Origin of the sequence: Zobellella iuensis, assembly GCF_016746085.1 — a bacterium.
GTDB lineage: Bacteria > Pseudomonadota > Gammaproteobacteria > Enterobacterales > Aeromonadaceae > Oceanimonas > Oceanimonas iuensis.
Genome location: NZ_JAERTZ010000002.1, coordinates 177,070 through 192,480, shown reverse-complemented (window position 1 = coordinate 192,480; position 15,411 = coordinate 177,070). Strand labels below are relative to the sequence as shown.

The 15,411-nt window shown below is 62.8% G+C and carries 20 protein-coding genes; 11 read left to right on the top strand and 9 right to left on the bottom strand.

Translation table 11 applies throughout. The features are described 5' to 3' along the window. Positions 1 to 31: 31 nt before the first annotated feature. Positions 32 to 322: a co-chaperone GroES gene (locus JKV55_RS01435; protein WP_188630664.1), complete on the bottom strand. Its 291-nt coding sequence runs from the start codon at positions 320 to 322 to the stop codon at positions 32 to 34. A gap of 215 nt (positions 323 to 537) precedes the next feature. Here JKV55_RS01435 and JKV55_RS01430 point away from each other — a divergent pair, with 215 nt between their 5' ends. Then, positions 538 to 1,872: an MATE family efflux transporter gene (locus JKV55_RS01430; protein ID WP_202082013.1), complete on the top strand. Its 1,335-nt coding sequence runs from the start codon at positions 538 to 540 to the stop codon at positions 1,870 to 1,872. Positions 1,873 to 1,932: 60 nt separating this feature from the next. On the opposite strand, the gene JKV55_RS01425 is transcribed toward JKV55_RS01430, so the two are convergent. After that, the gene (locus JKV55_RS01425) at positions 1,933 to 2,418 is read right to left on the bottom strand and encodes an FxsA family protein (protein WP_202081961.1); all 486 of its coding nucleotides are present in this window, start codon (positions 2,416 to 2,418) and stop codon (positions 1,933 to 1,935) included. A 240-nt stretch (positions 2,419 to 2,658) separates the two neighbouring features. On the opposite strand from JKV55_RS01425, the gene JKV55_RS01420 reads away from it, so the two are divergent. Next, positions 2,659 to 3,114, top strand: coding sequence for a protein-disulfide reductase DsbD domain-containing protein (locus tag JKV55_RS01420; RefSeq protein WP_202081960.1), 456 nt, complete (start codon positions 2,659 to 2,661; stop codon positions 3,112 to 3,114). Position 3,115: 1 nt separating this feature from the next. Here the strand turns inward: JKV55_RS01420 and JKV55_RS01415 are convergent, their stop codons facing one another. Then, positions 3,116 to 3,826, bottom strand: coding sequence for an SIMPL domain-containing protein (locus tag JKV55_RS01415; RefSeq protein WP_202081959.1), 711 nt, complete (start codon positions 3,824 to 3,826; stop codon positions 3,116 to 3,118). A gap of 90 nt (positions 3,827 to 3,916) precedes the next feature. Here JKV55_RS01415 and JKV55_RS01410 point away from each other — a divergent pair, with 90 nt between their 5' ends. Next, the gene (locus JKV55_RS01410) at positions 3,917 to 4,177 is read left to right on the top strand and encodes a GIY-YIG nuclease family protein (RefSeq protein ID WP_237332588.1); all 261 of its coding nucleotides are present in this window, start codon (positions 3,917 to 3,919) and stop codon (positions 4,175 to 4,177) included. Positions 4,178 to 4,207: 30 nt separating this feature from the next. Here the strand turns inward: JKV55_RS01410 and fkpA are convergent, their stop codons facing one another. Continuing rightward, positions 4,208 to 4,990, bottom strand: a complete 783-nt coding sequence (gene fkpA / locus JKV55_RS01405) for an FKBP-type peptidyl-prolyl cis-trans isomerase (RefSeq protein ID WP_202081957.1) — start codon at positions 4,988 to 4,990, stop codon at positions 4,208 to 4,210. 107 nt (positions 4,991 to 5,097) lie between these two features. Between fkpA and JKV55_RS01400 the strand changes: the two genes are divergently transcribed. Together JKV55_RS01400 and JKV55_RS01395 are read left to right on the top strand one after the other, a co-directional pair. After that, entirely contained in the window at positions 5,098 to 6,087 is a 990-nt protein-coding gene (locus JKV55_RS01400; RefSeq protein ID WP_202081956.1) for a WD40 repeat domain-containing protein, read from the top strand. Further along, positions 6,084 to 6,299, top strand: coding sequence for a SlyX family protein (locus JKV55_RS01395; protein ID WP_202081955.1), 216 nt, complete (start codon positions 6,084 to 6,086; stop codon positions 6,297 to 6,299). Before JKV55_RS01400 ends, JKV55_RS01395 begins: the two co-directional genes overlap by 4 nt. A 72-nt stretch (positions 6,300 to 6,371) precedes the next feature. Here the strand turns inward: JKV55_RS01395 and slyD are convergent, their stop codons facing one another. Together slyD and JKV55_RS01385 are read right to left on the bottom strand one after the other, a co-directional pair. Further along, entirely contained in the window at positions 6,372 to 6,890 is a 519-nt protein-coding gene (gene slyD, locus JKV55_RS01390) for a peptidylprolyl isomerase (RefSeq protein WP_202081954.1), read from the bottom strand. 238 nt (positions 6,891 to 7,128) lie between these two features. Continuing rightward, positions 7,129 to 7,329: a YheV family putative zinc ribbon protein gene (locus tag JKV55_RS01385; RefSeq protein ID WP_202081953.1), complete on the bottom strand. Its 201-nt coding sequence runs from the start codon at positions 7,327 to 7,329 to the stop codon at positions 7,129 to 7,131. 59 nt (positions 7,330 to 7,388) lie between these two features. Here JKV55_RS01385 and JKV55_RS01380 point away from each other — a divergent pair, with 59 nt between their 5' ends. Genes JKV55_RS01380 through JKV55_RS01365 form a run of 4 tightly spaced genes read left to right on the top strand, consistent with a single transcriptional unit; the run spans position 7,389 to position 11,292 of the window. Further along, the gene (locus JKV55_RS01380) at positions 7,389 to 8,078 is read left to right on the top strand and encodes a hypothetical protein (RefSeq protein WP_202081952.1); all 690 of its coding nucleotides are present in this window, start codon (positions 7,389 to 7,391) and stop codon (positions 8,076 to 8,078) included. A 30-nt stretch (positions 8,079 to 8,108) separates the two neighbouring features. Continuing rightward, complete coding sequence (locus tag JKV55_RS01375; RefSeq protein ID WP_202081951.1) at positions 8,109 to 10,007, top strand: ABC transporter ATP-binding protein; 1,899 nt, start codon at positions 8,109 to 8,111, stop codon at positions 10,005 to 10,007. After that, positions 10,004 to 10,435 (top strand): TIGR02444 family protein, encoded by a 432-nt coding sequence (locus tag JKV55_RS01370; protein ID WP_369409607.1) that lies wholly within the window; start codon positions 10,004 to 10,006, stop codon positions 10,433 to 10,435. Before JKV55_RS01375 ends, JKV55_RS01370 begins: the two co-directional genes overlap by 4 nt. A 14-nt stretch (positions 10,436 to 10,449) precedes the next feature. Then, positions 10,450 to 11,292 carry a 23S rRNA (adenine(2030)-N(6))-methyltransferase RlmJ gene (locus tag JKV55_RS01365; protein ID WP_202081950.1) on the top strand — a complete coding sequence of 281 codons (843 nt, stop codon included), beginning with the start codon at positions 10,450 to 10,452 and terminating at the stop codon, positions 11,290 to 11,292. Positions 11,293 to 11,332: 40 nt separating this feature from the next. Here the strand turns inward: JKV55_RS01365 and JKV55_RS01360 are convergent, their stop codons facing one another. From JKV55_RS01360 to JKV55_RS01350, 3 genes are all read right to left on the bottom strand, one after another. Further along, positions 11,333 to 12,232: a LysR substrate-binding domain-containing protein gene (locus JKV55_RS01360; RefSeq protein WP_202081949.1), complete on the bottom strand. Its 900-nt coding sequence runs from the start codon at positions 12,230 to 12,232 to the stop codon at positions 11,333 to 11,335. An 18-nt stretch (positions 12,233 to 12,250) separates the two neighbouring features. Next, complete coding sequence (locus JKV55_RS01355; protein WP_202081948.1) at positions 12,251 to 13,357, bottom strand: 1-acyl-sn-glycerol-3-phosphate acyltransferase; 1,107 nt, start codon at positions 13,355 to 13,357, stop codon at positions 12,251 to 12,253. 85 nt (positions 13,358 to 13,442) lie between these two features. Continuing rightward, positions 13,443 to 14,036 carry a LysE family translocator gene (locus tag JKV55_RS01350; RefSeq protein ID WP_202081947.1) on the bottom strand — a complete coding sequence of 198 codons (594 nt, stop codon included), beginning with the start codon at positions 14,034 to 14,036 and terminating at the stop codon, positions 13,443 to 13,445. A 144-nt stretch (positions 14,037 to 14,180) separates the two neighbouring features. On the opposite strand from JKV55_RS01350, the gene JKV55_RS01345 reads away from it, so the two are divergent. After that, positions 14,181 to 15,161 (top strand): hydrolase, encoded by a 981-nt coding sequence (locus JKV55_RS01345; protein WP_202081946.1) that lies wholly within the window; start codon positions 14,181 to 14,183, stop codon positions 15,159 to 15,161. Beyond that, complete coding sequence (locus JKV55_RS01340) at positions 15,158 to 15,382, top strand: YheU family protein (RefSeq protein ID WP_202081945.1); 225 nt, start codon at positions 15,158 to 15,160, stop codon at positions 15,380 to 15,382. The genes JKV55_RS01345 and JKV55_RS01340 overlap by 4 nt, the downstream gene beginning before the upstream one ends. Positions 15,383 to 15,411 lie beyond the last annotated feature (29 nt).

The window sequence follows — 15,411 nt, the reverse complement described above, 5'->3', positions numbered from 1 at the left end:
TATGTTCCTTTAAAGTGGATAAACCGGATTATTATTCGACGATAGCCAGGATGTCGTTTTCGGACAGGATCAGGACTTCCTGCCCATCCAGCTTCTCGGTTTTCACACCGTAGCCTTCGTTGAAAATCACCTTGTCACCCACCTTGACGGACATGGCTTTCACTTCACCGCTGTCCAGGACGCGGCCATTACCTACCGCCAGCACCTCACCACGGGTGGATTTTTCGGCGGCAGATCCGGTCAAAACAATGCCTCCGGCAGATTTGGACTCGGCTTCAATACGCTTGATAATGACGCGATCGTGCAATGGACGAATGTTCATCGATAACTCTCCCAATGAGTGTTGTTACCTTAGTTAGATAAACGGCCGGCGGCCGCAAACTGTTCCGTTGACCTTCTATATGGGAGCGCATTTCCCGCCTTCAAGGGGAAAAGATAAAAATTTTTTAAAGCTGTGGCCGGGGCGTTATCATGGCCGCCGCATCCGGCGGTCATGCCCCCCCTATCAAGAGAACCCTAGTGGCAAAACACAACTCGATGCTGACAGCCCCCATAGGCCCGCAACTGGCCAGGATGACGGGGCCCATGGCGCTTGGCATCATCGCCATCCAGGCCTTCAACCTGGTGGATACCTTCTTCATCGGTCTGCTGGGGACCGAGGCGCTGGCGGCGGTGAGCTTTACCTTTCCGGTCACCTTCGTGGTCATTTCCCTGGCCATGGGCCTGGGTGCCGGCCTGTCCGCCAGCCTGGGACAGGCCCTGGGCGCCGGCAACCAGCAACAGGCCGCACAGTTCACCAGCCACGGCCTGTTGCTGGCCTGGCTGCTGGTCAGCCTGCTGGCCTTGCTCGGGGCCGCCACCATAGCACCCCTGTTCCGGCTGCTGGGCGCCGGAGATGCCCTGTTGCCGCTGATCCATGACTATATGCTGATCTGGTACCTGACGGTGCCCATGCTGGTGCTGCCCATCGTCGGCAATGCCGCCATCCGGGCCACCGGCGATACCCGTACTCCCAGCCTAGTGATGACGGTGGCCGGTCTGGTCAACGGCCTGCTCGATCCCTTGCTGATCTTCGGCCTCGGACCCTTCCCGGAGCTGGGCATCAAGGGCGCGGCCATCGCCTCGGCCTGCTCCTGGCTGATGGCCATGGTGGTCGGGCTCTATCTGTTACGACGCCGGGAACGGCTGCTGGTGTGGCCCCTCGCCGCCCTGGCCCAACTGTTGGGCCACTGGCGCCAGCTGCTGCAGGTGGCTATTCCCGCCTCTTTTGCCAATATGCTCAACCCCATCGCCACCGCCCTGCTGCTCACGGTGCTGGCGGGCATGGGCACGGAAGTGGTGGCGGCCTACGGGGCGGCCTCCCGCATCGAGGCCCTGGTACTGATCGTGATGATGGCACTGAGCTCGGTGCTGGCCCCCTTTATTTCCCAGAATACCGGCGCCGGCCAGCATGAGCGCAGCCGCCACGCCCTGCTGCTGGCCATGCGCTTCGCCGTCGGTTTTCAACTGCTGGTGTTCGCTCTGCTGTGGATACTGGCGCCGCTGGTAGCCCGGCTCTTTACCGACAGTCCGGAAGTCGCCGCGCACCTGGAACGCTATCTGCGCCTGGTTCCCCTGGGCTATGGCCTGCAGGGCTGCTTTATGCTGCTGGCTTCGGCCCTGAACGGCCTGCGGGTATCCGGCATTGCCCTGCTACTGAACGGCTTCCGCCTGTTCGGCCTGCTGCTGCCACTGGCCTGGCTGGGAGCCTGGTGGCAAGGCGAAACCGGCATCTTCACCGGTATTCTGCTGGCCAACATCCTGGCCGGCATGCTCGCCTGCCTGTTCGCCTGGCAGCGCTTCCCCTGGCGCATCAATCATCCGCTGCGATAACCCGGGGAAAAATGCCGGCGCAGGAGGAAAACCGCGGGAGCTCCGACTCCTGAGCTCGGGTTATTTATCGTCCTTGCGCTCGTATTCACCATCAAAGGTATTGCCCGCGCCCTTGTCCTGCAGCCGCTCATCGACCTGGCGGCTTTCACGGCTGTAATGGTATTCGGCGGTAAAGGTATGTCCCTTGTGGCCCCGCACATGGGCACGGCTTAAGAAACGCTCGGCCAGGGCGGCCCGGACCGGGGGCAGCAGCAACAGGAGTCCGGCCAGATCCGACACAAAGCCCGGCAACAGCAGCAGTACACCGCTCATCGCCAGCATCATGCCCGACACCATTTCCCGGGCCGGCGGCTCGCCCAGGTTGATCTTGCGCTGGGCTTCCATCAGGGTATTGACGCCCTGGATGCGCACCAGGCTGATGCCGACCACCGCCGTCAGCACGATCAGCGCCAGGGTGTTCCAGGCGCCGATGGCCGAGCCCACCTCGATAAACACAAAAATTTCCAGCAAGATGGCGCCGACGAATACTAAAAAAACTTTACCCACTGTGACCTCATCTCCTGCGCCGCTCCGGCGTGATATGGTTGAACCGTTAACATGGGGACGAAAAGGCCGATTTTCAAACCGGCGCCGGCCCTGTGGTGACCTTAACCCAGGTCGGCGCTATAGTGAACGTGCGGATCCCGGCACCATGACGGCTTTATGACCCAGGTCAAGCCGCAGCGGTATCGCCCGGCTATGATGGGCCGAGCGCTTCGGCACCCTGATTTCAATCTAAGGTAAGCCATGTTTCGTATCCTTTGTTTGCTGCTGGCCTGTGGCCTGCCCCTGGCTCCGGCTCATGCCGGCCTGCTGGAGTGGCTGGGCCTTGGCCGGGACAAAACCCCGCCGCCGGCCTTCCTGCGGGTAGAGCAGGCCTTTGCCGTCAGCAGCCGACAGACGCCGGATGACTTGCTGATCCGGGTCAACATAGCGCCCGGTTATTATCTTTACCGCCACAGCATCTCGGTCACGCCCGTACAGGCGACATTCGGCGACTGGCTCCTGCCTGAAGGGCGCCCTTACGAAGACGAGTACTTCGGCCAAAGCCAGGTGTACTACCAGCAACTGCAGCTGCGGATCCCGCTGGAACAGCTCCAGTCCGGCGGACGCGCCGAGCTGCGCTACCAGGGTTGCACCGCCGGCCTCTGTTACCCGCCCGAACGGCTGGAGATCCCGCTGACATCCGCCGCCGGCAGCTGAATTATTCCAGCAGGTACTCGACGCTGGTGACCACCCGGACCTGCTTGATCTCCGGGGTGTACAGATCCAGGTCGGCCACCGAGAAATATCCCTGCTGGGCCGAACGAATGGCCCCCACCTCGGCATCCGCATCCTTGGCGAATTGTTGAGCCGCCTCCCGGGCATTGGCGGTGGCGTCGGCAATCATCTGCGGCTTGATGTCGTTCAGGCCGGTAAACACATATTGGGTTTTGTGTTCATAGCTCTGGGTCAGCAGCACGCCCTGGTTCACCAGTTCGGCCGTGGCCGGCTGGCTGGCCTTCACCCGTTCGACCTGGCGGCTGCGCACCAGCAGCACCGCATCGGCCCGGTAGCGCTGGGGAGGCCGCTGCTCACCATACTGGCTGGCCCACAGATCCTGCACCACCGGGGCGGCGAAGCTCAGCTCTTCCGGACCAAAACCCGACTGGGCAAGAAACGCGGAGATCTTGTTGCGGTCGCTGTCGATGGCCCGATACAGCTCGGCCAGGCTATCGGCCGAGACCGAAAAGCTCAGCGGCCACAACGCCAGATCCGCATCGACCTGCCGCTCGGCCAGTCCCTTCACCGCCACCACCCGCTCCGCCTGTTTCCAGAGCCTTACCGCGTCCTTGAGGTAACTGCCGCTCCAGATCAGCCCCACCGCAATCAATCCGCCCAGCAACAGGGCCGCACCATGGTCGTTTCTATTCATGGAAAACCTCGTTATTATCCCGCTCCCTACCTATCTGAAGACTTGGAAGCTATGTGCCCCCCGGCCACGGACACCTGGTTTATTTATCTGTTGCGCTGCCGAGACGGTAGCCTCTATACCGGCATCAGCCTGGATCCCGAGCGTCGTTGCCGGGAGCATAATCAGTTGCCGAAACGCGCTTCCCGTTATGTCTGGGCACGCCGTCCGGCCGAACTGGTCTGGTGCCGGCCGGTCGCCGACAAGGCCGAGGCATTGCGGCTGGAACGCCGGCTGAAACGGCTGCACAAATCCCGCAAAGAACAGCTGCTGCACAGTTCCCGCCCCTGGCGGGAACTGCTGCCGCCCCAATAAAAACGGCGCCTTCCGGCGCCGCGTCACAGCTTACTCCTGGGCCTGAGCTTCCGGCTCCGGCTGGTCGGCCCGCTCGATATCGAGCAGCTCGACCTCGAAAATCAGGACCGCATTACCGGGGATGGTACCGGCCCCGGACTCGCCATAGGCCAGATCGGCCGGGATGAACAGCTTGTATTTAGACCCCACCGGCATCAGCTGCACCCCTTCGGTCCAGCCCGGAATCACCTGGTTGAGCGGGAAGCTCGCCGGCTCGCCCCGGTCGACCGAACTGTCGAACTGAGTACCGTCCACCAGGGTCCCGACATAATGCACGGTCACCACGTCTTCCGCCGCCGGCTGCTCGCCCTCGCCCTGGGTCAGCACTTCATACTGCAGGCCGGACTCGGTGACCTGCACCCCTTCGCGCTTGGCATTTTCTTCCAGGAAGCTCTTGCCTTCCTCCAGGGTGGCGCTCGCCTGCTCTTTGGCCTGGGTCTCGATCAGTTCGTTGATGTGCTCATCATAGGCCATCAGCGCATTCTGGATTTCCTCATCGGTCATGCGGCCCTGATCGGTAAAGCCGTCTTTCACCCCCTGCAGGATCACATCGTTGTTCAGGCTGACGCCCAGTTCCTGCTGTTTTTCCAGGGTGGAGCCGATATAGCGCCCCATCGACAGGCCGATGGCATAAGCGGATTTATCCTCGAAGCTGGTCAGGGCCGATGCCCGCTCGGCCGCCGGAGTGGGCGCCGTCGCCTGCTCATCCTTACAACCACTCAGACCCACCATGACGGCAGAAGCCAGCAAGCTGACTTGCAACAGTTTTTTCATTATTGACTCCAGAACAGGGGAAAAACCCCATGGAAAATGAGATGCTTATAACTCAGAACCTATACTAACGTTTCAACTTGCCGATGCGAAAGCCCAAGCCGACAAAAATGCCGATACACCTGCTGACAACGGCGCTGTGCGTCACACTTCTGCTGCTTACCGGCTGTGACGCAGGCGACACGCCGCAGCTGCAGAGCCGCTATGCCGAAGGCACAGTGCTCGCCGCGGAAACCAGCGCCGACGGCCGCCATACCCTGATCTCCACCGGGCCAGGCCCGGTGCAGGTCTGGCGGCACGGCGAGCCGGAGCCGCGCTACCACTGGTATCAGGACGAATCCCTTCAGGACATAGTGCTGCTCGCCATTTCGCCCGATGGCCGAGCCGCGGCCACCGCCAGCGAGGACCGGGTGGCGCTGTGGTCATTGGAAACCGGACGCAACCTGGGGTTCTACCAGCTCAACCACACCCTGCGCACCCTGGCCCTGGCCGACGAAGGCCGCAGCCTGCTGCTGGGTTATCAGAACGGGGAAGCGGAGCACGTCAACCTGAGCAACGGCCGCCGGCTGCTGTTCCTGGGCCATGAAGATCGCATCAACAGCCTGGACCTGTCCGCCAACGGACGTTACGCCCTGAGCGCCAGCCACGATGGCCAGGTGATATTATGGCAAACCACCGATGCCGCCATCCTCGCCCGTTGGCAGCATCCCCACAGCGTCAGTCTGGTACGCCTGGACCAGGACGGCGGCTATGCCTTCAGTGCCGATGCCCAGGGCCGCGGCATCATCCGCCGGCTGCCGTCCGGCGAGCCGGTGGCCAGCTTGCAGGTGCCCCATCGGGGACAGACCTTTATCAGTGCCCGCCTGGACCCGGCCAATAACCGCCTGCTGACCGGCGGCACCGCCCGCAGGCTCGACTTGTGGCAACTGGACAGCGGCCAGCTGCTGGACAGCTGGCGGGTGGGATTGCATACCCGGCTCCGCCCGGCCAGCGCCATGGTCTATGGCGTGGCCTTTATCGATCGACAACGGCTTTACAGCATCAGCTCAGCCGGCCTGGGGGAAACCTGGGTCCTGCCTCAGAGAGAACAGCAACCATGAATGAAGACCTCATCCACCGCCTGGAGCAGTTGGAAACCCGGCTCGCGTTTCAGGACGATACCATCGACCAGCTCAACCAGGAAATTGCCGCCCAGGGCGGTGAAATCGTCCGGCTCAAGGCCCAGCTCAGCCTGATGGTGAAGAAATTCAAGGAACTGCAACCCAGCGAAGTCGCCAGCCAGGCGGAGGAAACCCCACCGCCTCATTATTGAGGTAAGGGTGGGCCTCAGGGTCCGGGCAATAAAAAAGGCGCCGAAGCGCCTTTTTTATTGCCAGAGCCGGCATCAGTGGTGGTGGCCGCAGCACCCACCCTGGTGATCGTGATCGTGATCGTGGCCATGTTCGCCATGCACATGGCCGTGGGCCAGCTCCTCTTCGGTGGCGGCCCGCACTTCACGCACCACGCCCTTGAAGCCCAGGGTCATGCCGGCCAGCGGATGGTTACCGTCCACCTTCACGTACTCTTCCGCCACCTCGATGATGGTCACCGGGCGATGGCCGTCATCGGTCTCGGCCACGAAGGTATCGCCCTCGGACACCTCCATGCCGTCGAACAGCTCACCGGGTACCGACTGTACCAGCGCATCGTCGTATTCGCCGTAAGCCTGCTCCGGAGACAGGGTCACTTCAAAATCCTCACCCACCACCTTGTCGGCCAGCACCGCTTCCAGGCCGGCCACCAGATAACCGGTACCGTGCAGGTACTGCAACGGCTGTTTGCCTTCGGTGGAGTCGAGAATTTCACCGTTGGCGTTGGTGACGGTGAAGTCCAGCGTCACCACGGTGTTTTGGGATACTTTCATGGGAATGGCCCTGCTCGTGAATTTGGCCATAGCATACATGATGGCCGAGCCGGATGAAATGAGACCTAAACAGAATAAAAGATGGCCCCGAAGGGCCATGGTTTGGCAGAATTCAAGATTGCACAGGGAATAGAATACTTGCTCTGCCGTGGTCAGTCTAGCCCAGAGGAGGTAAGGCTGGGAAGAGCGGCGCCAAGCGACTGTACAAAGTACGTACAGTCCGCATGGTGTTGCCCGCTTATTCCGGCTTGAACACCCCGATCACCTCACCGCCGCCGGCCTGGCTGATCTGCTCCTTGGTCTGGCTCTGACTGTGGCCGCAACTGATACACTCGACTTTCTCGACACCGTGCTCCATATACAGCATCATGGTGTCCATAGCCTGACACCGGGGACAAACGGCTCCGGCGATAAAACGCTTCTTACGACGGGTTTCCACGGCTGAACTCCTCGTTACCACTTTGCTTTGAATTCTCCGCCAAAATCGAACCGACTACAATGACCACAACCACCCATTACAGTATTCACCATCAGCTGGTTACACTGCCTCATCTGCAGCCGGGCAAGCGCCAGCGCCATATCAAGGGCCAGTTGCTGCTGGTGCATCAAGGCTCGGGGTTATTGCAACTGGGCCGCCATTATTATCCGCTGGTCGCCGGTGAAGCCGCCTACCTGGCCGCCGACACCCTGTTCGCCTGGCATGGTTTTGCCGCCACCCGGCTGAGCCGGGTGGCGCTGTCGCCCCGCCTGGCACAACCGGGTGGCAGCGGCCGCCTGCATCCTTCCCCCCTGCTCGGCGCCATCGCCGGCAAGCTGGCCGAGTGGCAGGACAAACCAGACTGGCAAGGGGCCTATGGCCGCCTGTGCCGGGCCCTGTATGACGAGCTGCCGTCCCACGACCTGCTGCCCTTTGCCGCGCAGCCTGCCCTGCATGAACGGGTGGCCGCGGATCCGGCCGGTTTTCCGCTGGCCGCGGCCCAGCAGGCCGAATTCCGCCAGCGCTTCGGCTGCGACGCCGACAGTTGGCGCCGGCAGGCCGCCCTGCTGCTGGTACTGCGGGATCTGCCCAGAAGCCCGGACCTGGAACAACTGGTCAGGGACTATGGTTTCGTTTCGCTGCCGCAATTTGAACAAGATTGCCGTCATTGGCTGGGTACCCCCTGTCATCAGGGTGGCAAAACCGGCTAAAATGCCGTTTTTTCCACGAGCCAGGCCAGTATGATCACCCTCAGCCAGATTGAATTGCTCCGGGGCGGCCGCCCCCTGTTGAAAGACGCCAGCGCCACCGTCCACGGCGGCCAGAAAGTCGGCCTGGTGGGCAAGAACGGTTGCGGCAAGTCGAGCCTGTTTGCCCTGTTCAAGGGCGAGCTCGGCATCGACAGCGGCCAGTTTGTGCTGCCGGCCGACTGGCAACTGGCCAGCGTGGCCCAGGAGACCCCGGCGCTGGACTGCTCGGCGCTCGACTATGTGATCGACGGCGATCGGGAATACCGCCGCCTGTGCCGGGAGCTGGAACAGGCTGAAACCCGCCATGACGGCATCGCCATCGCCGAGCTGCACGGCAAGCTGGAAACCCATGGCGGCTATCATGTCCATGCCCGCGCCGCCGGCCTGTTGCACGGCCTCGGCTTTGCCAGTGAGGCCCAGTCGCGGCCGGTCAGCGCCTTTTCCGGCGGCTGGCGGATGCGCCTGAATCTGGCCCAGGCGCTGATCTGTCGCTCCGATTTGCTGTTGCTGGACGAACCCACCAACCACCTGGATCTGGATGCGGTGATCTGGCTGGAACGCTGGCTGAACAGCTACCCCGGCACCCTGATCCTGATCTCCCACGACCGGGATTTTCTCGACGCCGTGGTGGGGCGCATCATTCATATCGACAACAGCCAGCTCAACGAATACACCGGCAACTACTCCGATTTCGAGCGCATGCGCGCCGAACAGCTGGCACTGCAGCAGTCCATGTATGAGAAACAGCAACGGGCCCTGAGCCATATGCAAAGCTACGTGGACCGTTTTCGCTACAAGGCGAGCAAGGCCAAACAGGCCCAGAGCCGGCTCAAGGCCATGGAGCGGATGGAGTTGATCCTGCCCGCCCATGTGGATTCGCCGTTCAGTTTCAGCTTCCGCCCGCCGAACAGCCTGCCCACCCCGCTGATCGCCATGGAAAAGCTGGCCGCCGGCTACGGCGGCCAACCGGTACTGTCGAACATCAAGCTCAATCTGGTGCCCGGCTCGCGCATCGGCCTGCTGGGGCGCAACGGCGCCGGCAAGTCGACCTTTATCAAGCTGCTGGCCGGTGAGCTCGAACCGCTGTCCGGTACACTCGAAGCCAGCAAGGGCATCGCCCTCGGCTACTTCGCCCAGCACCAGCTGGAAAGCCTGCACCCGGAAGAGTCGCCGCTCACCCATCTGGCCAGGCTGGACCCGCGCGCCACCGAGCAGAGCCTGCGCGATTATCTGGGCGGCTTCGACTTTGGCGGCGACAAGGTGAAAGAGCCGGTCGGCCCCTTCTCCGGCGGGGAAAAGGCCAGGCTGGTACTGGCGCTGATCGTCTACCAGAAACCCAACCTGCTGCTGCTGGACGAACCCACCAACCACCTGGATCTGGACATGCGCGAGGCCCTCACCCTGGCGCTGCAGGCCTTCGAAGGCGCCATGGTGATCGTCTCTCACGATCGGCACCTGCTGCGTGCCACCACCGACGAGTTCTACCTGGTAGACAGTGGCCGGGTACAGCCCTTCGAGGGCGATCTGGACGACTACCACCAGTGGCTGGTGGAACAGGAAAAGGCCGCTCAACCCGAGTCGTCCCCGACCGCCGGTGACAACTCGGCCCAGGCGCGCAAGGCGGAGAAACGCCGCCAGGCCGAGTTGCGCCAGCAGAGCCAGCCGCTGCGAAAAGCCATCGCCAGGCTGGAGCAACAGATGGAGCAGTGCCAGCAACGGCTGGCCACCATAGAGCAGGATCTGGCCGAGCCCGAGATCTACGCGGCGGAAAACAAGGCCCGCCTGCAACAACTGCTGCAGTCCCAGTCGCCCCTGCAGCAGCAGCTGGCCGAGGCGGAAGCCGAGTGGCTGGAGTTGCAGGAGCAACTGGAATCCCTGGAGCAAGAGTGAGCCCGATCAGCGCCGAGGAACTCTGGCAATTCAGCGAACAACACTATGCCCGCCCCGGCGTGGCCCAGGCCTGCCTGCAACTGCAGGACGAACACGGCGCCAACGTCAATCTGCTGCTGTTGCTGCTGTTGCTGGAAGAACTGGGTCTCTGCGCCGAGCCCACTGCCTTCATCCCCGTCCTGCAGGCCCGCAAGGGGCTGTTCGGCCAGTGGCGGGAGCTGCGGCGCTGGCTCAAGCCCAAGCTCGACGAAGACGACTACAGCCAGCTGCTGCAGCACGAGCTGGAGCTGGAGCGCTGGCAGCAGGAAGAGCTGCTGCAGGTGCTGGAGCGACAGCCGCCCCGGCCGGGCAGCGGCGGCCTGCTGGCCTACCTCACCCTGCTGCAGGTGGCCGACGCGCCCCTGTGGCAACTTAAACTCGCCGGTTAACACGGACCCATTTCATGCTTAGCTATCGTCATGCCTTTCATGCCGGCAACCACGCCGACGTACTGAAACACGCCGTCCAGTCCCTGCTCCTGGAAGCCCTGGCTACCAAGGACAAGGGCTTTTGTTATATCGACACCCACGCCGGCGCCGGCGGCTACGCCCTGAGTCATGAATGGACCCAGAAAAAGGCGGAATACCTGGGCGGCATCGACCTCCTGTGGCAACGGCGGCAGGACTGGCCCGAGCTTGCCGGCTACTTTGCCGCCATCGCGGCCATGAACGGCGGTGACCGGCTCGACTATTACCCCGGCTCGCCCAAGGTCGCGGCGCACTTCCAGCGGCCCCAGGACAAGCTGGTGCTGATGGAGCTGCATAACAACGAGGTGGACAACCTGCGCCAGAATATGCGCCAGAGCGGGGCCGCCATCCATCATAGGGACGGCTTCGAAGGCCTGGTCGCCCTGCTGCCCCCCACCCCCAAACGGGGACTGGTACTGATCGACCCGCCTTATGAATTAAAAGAGGATTATCACAAGGTGGCCGACAGCCTGGCCAAGGCATATCGACGCTGGCCCATCGGCATCTACGCCATCTGGTACCCGCTGCTGGCGAAAGCCGTGGATCGCAGTGCCGGTCTCAAGCAGGCCCTGGCCCGCTGCGGCTTCGAGCGGATGCTGTGCGCCGAGCTCAGCGTCGGCCCCCAGGCCGAGGACTTCGGCATGCACGGCTCCGGCATGGTGGTGCTCAACCCGCCCTGGAAGCTGGGCGAGCAACTGGCCGGCCTGCTGCCCCGGCTGGCGGAGCGCCTGGGCCAGGACGGACAGGGAAGCTGGAAGCTGGAGGCTACTGGAAGCTAGAAGCGGGAAGCGGGAAGCGGGAAGCGGGAAGCGGAAAACGTCAGGCGTCCGGCTTCAAGCTTCCCGCTTCCCGGTGCAGCCAGTCGCAGCACTGGCGGATCTGCGCCAGGCGGGGCGAGTCGGGCCGCCACACCAGGTAGTACTGGTGCAGGGGCTTGAGCTCAGGCACGAAGGGGCGGCACAGCCGGCCGTCGCGCAACAGCTCCGCCACCAGCACCGAGCGGCTGAGGGTCACCCCCTGCCCCGCCAGCACCATGTCCAGCGCCAGGCTGCCGTCATCCACCGTCAGTTGCCGGCAACGAGCGAGCAGTTCGGGCCGGCCGGCCAGCGCCAGCCAGTTGGCCCAGCTCACTCCGGCGTATTCCGGCGCCGTCACCAGGGGCACGCCCGCCAGATCATCCAGGGAGCCGAGCCGCCGGCTCAGGGCCGGGCTGCACACCGGAAACGCCGTGTCCGCCATCAGGTATTCACAGGCCAGCTCCGGATAGTCGCCCAGGCCATAACGGATGGCCAGGTCGGTTTTACCGGCGCCGAAATCGGCCAGTTGCTGGCTGGGCTGCAGGCGTATCTCGATATCGGGATGGGCTTCGGCGAAACGCCACAGCCTGGGCATCAGCCAGCGCGCCGCCAGCGACGGCAGCACACTGATGGCAAGCGGCCCGGGCGAGGACGGCAGCAGCTGCTCCAGCCCCTGCTGCAACAGGGCCAGGCCCTGCTCGACGAAGGGCAGCAGGGCCTGGCCCTGCTCGGTGAGCAACATGCTGGCCCCGGCACGGCGAAACAGGCGGCAGCCGAGGGACTGCTCCAGGTTGCGGATCTGCTGGCTCACCGCCGCCTGGGTGACGCACAGCTCCACCGCCGCCGCCGAGTAACTGCGATGGCGGGCCGCCACCGCAAACACCCGCAGGCCGCTTAGCCGGCTTGCCGTCAGTCGCCGCACGCCCTTCCTCCGCTCTGCCTACAGCCCCTTGTTCAACACCGGCCGGGCATACATGGACAACACCAGCTCACGCAGCTCGCCGGGGATCTGTGCCATATGGCGCTCAAAGACCTCGGCCGCCGCCGGATCCACCTGGGCGGTCTGGCCCGCCGCCAGCAGGTTGCTGGGGAAGAGGTGGTAGTTGCCGTGAATTTCCTGATCGATGGCCGCCGCCAGCTCGTCCGCATTGTCGAACTCGCCGTGCACCGGCCGCCCGAAGGTGACATGGACCCGCCCCTTCTGGCCGACGATACCCTGCACTATGCTCTGGATATCCTCGAATTCGCTCTTCTCGTAGGCGCCGTGGGTCGCCTTCGCGTACAGCTCGCGGGCCTTGGCCAGATCACCGGGGTCGTATTCATAGGAAATGGACACCGGCACCAGGTTCAGGCTGTTGATGTAGTCGCTGAACGAGACTTTCTGCCGCTTGCCTTCCATATAGAACATCTTGAGGATGGCCGGATCCGTCTTGTCGTCCCCATCCTTGGCCCGCCCCTCTTTCTGGGCAATCCAGACGGAGTGGCCGCCGTCGATGGAGTGGCGCAGGTAGGCGGACAGCTCGGTGAACGCCTTCATCATTTCCCGCGGCCCCCTGGCCGAGCGCTTGACGATAAAGCTCTTGTTCAGCTTCATCAGCTCGGTGGCGCAGGGCTTGCGCAGCAGGTTGTCGCCGATGGCGATGCGCACCGTATCGAGGCCGTGACTGTGCAGGCCCCAGTTGACGAAAGCCGGATCCAGGGCAATGTCCCTGTGGTTGGAAATAAACAGATAGCCCACCCCCGGCTTGAGCTGCTCCAACCCGCTATAGGTCACGCCGGAGGTGGTGCCCGCGATCATCTTTTCCATATAGGTCGCCACTTCCAGCTGTACCTGGCGGATGCTGTTGACCTTGCGCCAGCGCCAGCCGAGGTACAGCCGGATCAGCGCCTTGATAAAGGTGCCGCCCAGACGGGAAAGGGTGGAAAAGCGATACTTGACGATGGCGCCGATAAACTCGTCATCACGGATCAGCCGTTGAATGGCCGCCGCCACTTCATCATCCTGGTAGGGACGAATGTCTTTGAAAATATCTGTGTCTGAAACCATGACAGCCTTGGTCTAGGGGGACAAAAAACGCCCAGATTCTACACCCTTTGGCCGCAAACTCTAATGATTAAGCGCAAAAACCGGCTCAGCGCCAAATCATCAGTACACTGGCTGCGGTCAATATCGCCATCAACAGGTTAAAACGCCGCCAATCTCCGGCCGTATGCAGCCAGCGGCGCACATGCATGCCGAACAGGGCCCAGACATGGCCGGTGACTACCCCGAAAAACAGAAAGACCGCCAACACCAGCACCGCCGACGACCAGTACTGTTCACCGGCCAGGGTAAAGCCGCTGATCGCCGAAATCGCCATCAGCCAGGACTTGGGATTGAGAAACTGGAACAGGGCGCCCTGATGCCAGCGCATGCCACGCTCGCCCTCCCCTTGCCCGGGGGGCGGCGCACTGCCAATCTTGAAAGCCAGCCAAAGCAGGTAGAGACTGCCGGCAATCTTGAGGCCCCATTGCAGTACCGGCCACAACATGAACAGCTGGCCCAGCCCCAGGGCGGTGAGCAGCATCAGGCTTTGCAGGCCGAGCATGATGCCCAGCAGCAGTTTCAGCGTGGGCCGGTAGCCGAAACGGGTACCGGAGCTGGTCAGCAGCATGTTGTTGGGGCCGGGCGTACCGCAGGTGGCCAGGGCAAAACCGGCCACGGGGCCGAGCAGGGCAAGATCCATGATGTCCGCAGCAGATAACAATAAAGAAGAACATTGTTTTACTCGATTTTATGCACAGCGCCCAGTATTTTATCGGTCTATGGCTTTGTCGCGATGGACTATGTCCCGGCTCACCCGGCCAACCCGGAGCAATAACAGGAAATTATGATCCACCCCAGCCGATTCACCTCTCCCTGGTGGGCACGCAACCCCCATGTGCAGACCATACTGGCCAAGTATCTTCACCCTGTGCGCATCGATTACCGTCGCGAACGGCTGGAGCTGCCGGACGGCGACTTTGTCGACCTGGCCTGGGCCCTGCCCCGGCAGGACGACCGGCGCCCGCTGGTGGTGCTGTTCCACGGCCTGGAAGGATGTGTCGAATCCCATTACGCCAGGGGCATGATGGCGGCCTTGCAGCAACGCGGCTGGCAAGCGGTCTTGATGCACTTTCGCGGCTGCAGCGGTGAGCCCAACCGCTATCTGCGGGCCTACCACTCGGGGGCCATCGAAGATCCCCACTATGTGCTGGAACGGTTGCGCCAGCGCTATCCCGAGCGCCCCATGGCGGCCATCGGCTATTCCCTCGGCGGCAACATGCTGGTCAACTACCTGGCGGCCCAGCCGCGTAATCCGCTTTGCGCCGCCGCGGTGATCTCCGCGCCCCTGCTGCTGTCGGCCTGCGCCGAACGCATCAACCGGGGCTTTTCCCGCCTCTACCAGCATTACCTGCTGGGGCGGATGAAGCACAACTGGCAGCAGCGGCTGAGTCGCCACCCCCGCCACCAGTGGCAGGGCAACCTGGCGGCCATCCGCAGCCTGCGCGAGTTCGACGACGTCGTAACCGCTCCCTTGCACGGTTTCGACGATGCCGAGGATTATTACCGGCGCTGCTCCGGTCTCTATAAACTGGCGGCCATAGGTACGCCCACCCTGGTGATCCACGCCGCCGACGATCCCTTTATGAACGAGGCGGTCATCCCCGACGCCAGCCACCTGCCACCGGCGGTGACCTATGAACTGAGCCGCAGCGGCGGTCATGTCGGTTTTATCCATGGCCGGCCCTGGCGACCCCGTTACTGGCTGGAGCAACGGGTGCCCGACTGGCTGGCGGAACACTGGCCCCCCTATCAGGAGCAAGCATGATTATTCCCTTCAACGAACTGGCCGAAGAGACCCTCGACAGTCTGATCGAGCATTTTGTATTGCAGGAAGGCACCGAATACGGTGAGCAGGACATCTCGCTCAAAGAAAAAGTTATTCAGGTTAAACAACAACTTAAGTGTGGTGATGCGGTCATCGTCTACAGCGAGCTGCACGACAGCGTCAACATAGTACCGGCGGCCCAGTTTCATCACAGACCTTGACCTGCCCCCGGGCCTCTGCGTATAAACAT